Below are 3,092 nucleotides of genomic sequence, written 5' to 3'. Positions count from 1 at the left end.
CAAGCGGGAAGTGAAGCTGCCGCTCGTAACAAACAGGAGGTAAAAACCAAACGTGCCGACAACCGGAAGATGGAGCGGTATAGCCGCATGAAGTAGACAAATATAAATCTGGCAGTTAACTGAACATTATAGAGTGATTATTGAACTATTAATTACAATTATTTAATTTAAAATGAGAATGATGAAAAATTTCAAGTATGTAGCGATGATGGCTGCTGCCCTTACACTGGGCTTAAGTAGCTGTTCGAACAATGACGATCTAGGCAACGGTGAGACAATCGATACCGGACGTCCGACCAAAATGACACTGGCAATTACACAGCCAACAACTTACGCTACTGATGGTAACGCAACAGCTGCTGAGGTTGATATCAAAACTGTAGATGTATATATCTACAGCGGATCAACTTTTATTAAGAGAGAGAACTTTAAAGTTGATGATGGCGATTTTGTTCAGGATAGTACGGATCCTGCTGTCTGGAAACTGGCTACCGGAAAAGAAATTACTACAACTACCGGAGCAAAAAACATCTATGTTGGGGTTAACCTCTCTGAGGAACTGGCTGGAAAAATCGCGGGAACCAATCCCGGTACGTTTGCACAAACGGTTGCTTCCGCTGCTGCATTGAATAGTGATGGTTTCGCTATGTTTAGCCGTACAACAACGACAGCCGACCTGGTAGCTACTGATGCTACGGATTATGATACCAAGAATACGGTATCAACAACTGTAGCACGTCTATTGGCTAAAGTAGTGGTGAAAGAAAAAAGCAGCTCTGCAACAGTAGCTCCGGAAGGAAAGTTTCACAACCTTAAGTTTACCGTACATAACGTGAATACAAAGTTCTTCCCGCTACCTTCGGCAACTTTTGTTGACCCGAACCACGAGTCTCAGACGGTTTTTTCGGATTTTATCAAAGGAACAAGCTACACGAACGTTAATAAATCAACCGTTACAGACCCAGAAGACATTAAAGCTATTTACACCACTGAGAATACTTCACTAGGTGACTTGCAAGGTGACCATACCTATGTGCATGTAGAAGCGGCTTTCGTACCTACTACTATTAACGGATGGGTCGGAGAAAACCTTACTACCGAAGCTGATATTAACCCCGGTGACATTTTCTACAGAGTGATAGTAGAAGGTAAAAACTACTATTTCTCTGATAAGGATCAAGCCACAGCTTATGCTTCAGCTAAAACCGGTACTCTTACTGAATATATTGGCGGCCTTTCTTATTACAATGTATTCTTGAACCCTAACCCTGCTAAGGGAGAAAATAAATTCGACGTATTACGTAATACGATCTATACCGTAAACATCACCAAGATCAACGGACTGGGTGAGGGAAAAGATGTTGCAATTGATCCGGAAGTTCCCATTGTCGCTCCTACTAATCTGTCGGTAGAAATAGATATTGAAGATTGGTCAACAAACGATCAGGATAGCGAACTTACAGGAAAATAATCCTTAGATAATTCTATATGTATATACGTGGGCGGGACTAACCTCCCGCACGTATATCAAACAACCTTTTTATACGAAAGCAAAAAAACGAAAACAGATGAAGCGATATTCTTGGTCCTCCCTTTTAACCTTGGCTGTACTTCTCTTTTTGACTGCGTCCTGCATTCATGAAGATAATTCGGACTGTCCGCCTGAAAAAGTAAGGGTGTACTTTTCCTACCGTACCACTTACAGCCCTTCGGTCATCGATCCCACAGTGATAGAGCGTATCGATCTCTTCGTATTCGACCGGACGGGAAACTATCTGGGTCAGTGGACGGATTATGAAGCGCAACTGAGCCCCTCTTACTACATGGAACTACCCTTGGCGTATGGTGATTACCGCATTGTCTGCTGGGCTGGACTCCATGAATCATCCTATACCCTAAACCACGACCAGACAATCCCTTTTGAAGAAAGCCTGCTTGCGCTGCAAAGAACCGAGCAGCAAACCGTGGAGCATATCCCCACACACCTCTTTCATGCGATGGAAGCTCAGGCGATGGTAGATCGACCCGATTGCCACTTTACCCTTGCGATACAACAGTTAACTAATAGCATTGACGTGACCACCGAAGGTCTTGAAACTTCGGATAAAACATACCGCCTGAGTATCCGTGATACCAATGGCGACTACCAATTTGACGCTTCACCGGCAGCCGACTGCGGCGTGTTGGACTATATACAGACTTGTGCTAAAGATGACGATAGCCAACCCTATGCCTGCCTGCGTGTGATGGCACTGAGCGAACAACGCCCCACGCCCGTGCTACGCCTGACGGACATTACAGATGATAAAGTACTCTATGAGGCAAACCTCATCAAATTGATCCTTAAACTCCGGGATCAGGGTGCGACAGTCGATTTTGAGAACATCCATGAGTACCAAATCCACCTGCGATTCAATACGGAGATGGGCGTAGAAGTCTCTATCAACGGATGGGATCTGAATAATACGGAAACAGAACTATAAATGAACCACTAAATACGAACAAGCATCATGCAAAAATTATTCTATGCGCCACTCTTTCTGCTAATGGCCTATATCTGTTGGGGTTGCTCCGCCGATCGGGACGACTTCCACTCTTTGGGAACCGGCAAAGATACCCGGCTTACCTTTAGTGTGAGTCTGCCTACCAAGGCGAACACGTACAGCCTGAAACCCACCAATGAGAACAATGTTTCGAGCATCTATGTACTGGCATTTAAATACCAAACCAACCGATACGAATTGGCTGACTGGTCACAAGCTCCTGAAAGTGACATCTGGGATAACGGAGATAGCAACAAAAAGAAATTCACGATCACCTTTACCCGCCTTAAGAAAGGTGACAGTTATAAGTTTGTTCTATTGGCAAACGCCAAAGATGAGGTCGATGCACTCTTCCAAGACGGAGTGACCGTGGGAGCGGAGAAAAACACTACGCTGCAAAAAGTGCAACTCTCGGGAATTACCCATTGGAACGTTGATCCTAGTACAGACCCTAGTTCTAGCTACCGGGATATTCCCATGTGGGGTGAAACTCCTTCGCATAACGGAACGGGTGATATGGCAGTGAGTCAGGATATGAATATCACGGGG

2 protein-coding genes and 1 pseudogene are annotated in these 3,092 nt (G+C 44.7%); all 3 read left to right on the top strand.

The window, feature by feature from the left end; all coding sequences use genetic code 11:
- Window positions 1-178 precede the first annotated feature (178 nt).
- Window positions 179-1,471, top strand: a complete 1,293-nt coding sequence (locus JCM10512_RS20885) for an Mfa1 family fimbria major subunit (RefSeq protein ID WP_158332254.1) — start codon at window positions 179-181, stop codon at window positions 1,469-1,471.
- Window positions 1,472-1,568: 97 nt separating this feature from the next.
- Entirely contained in the window at window positions 1,569-2,483 is a 915-nt protein-coding gene (locus tag JCM10512_RS20880; protein WP_081741595.1) for a FimB/Mfa2 family fimbrial subunit, read from the top strand.
- 27 nt (window positions 2,484-2,510) lie between these two features.
- Window positions 2,511-3,092: pseudogene (locus JCM10512_RS20875) on the top strand (hypothetical protein); the annotation flags it as partial.

Origin of the sequence: Bacteroides reticulotermitis JCM 10512 (genome assembly GCF_000517545.1) — a bacterium.
Taxonomy (GTDB): Bacteria; Bacteroidota; Bacteroidia; order Bacteroidales; family Bacteroidaceae; genus Bacteroides; species Bacteroides reticulotermitis.
The sequence above is the reverse complement of the archived record's forward strand: the minus strand, read 5'-3'. Positions and strand labels throughout refer to the sequence as shown.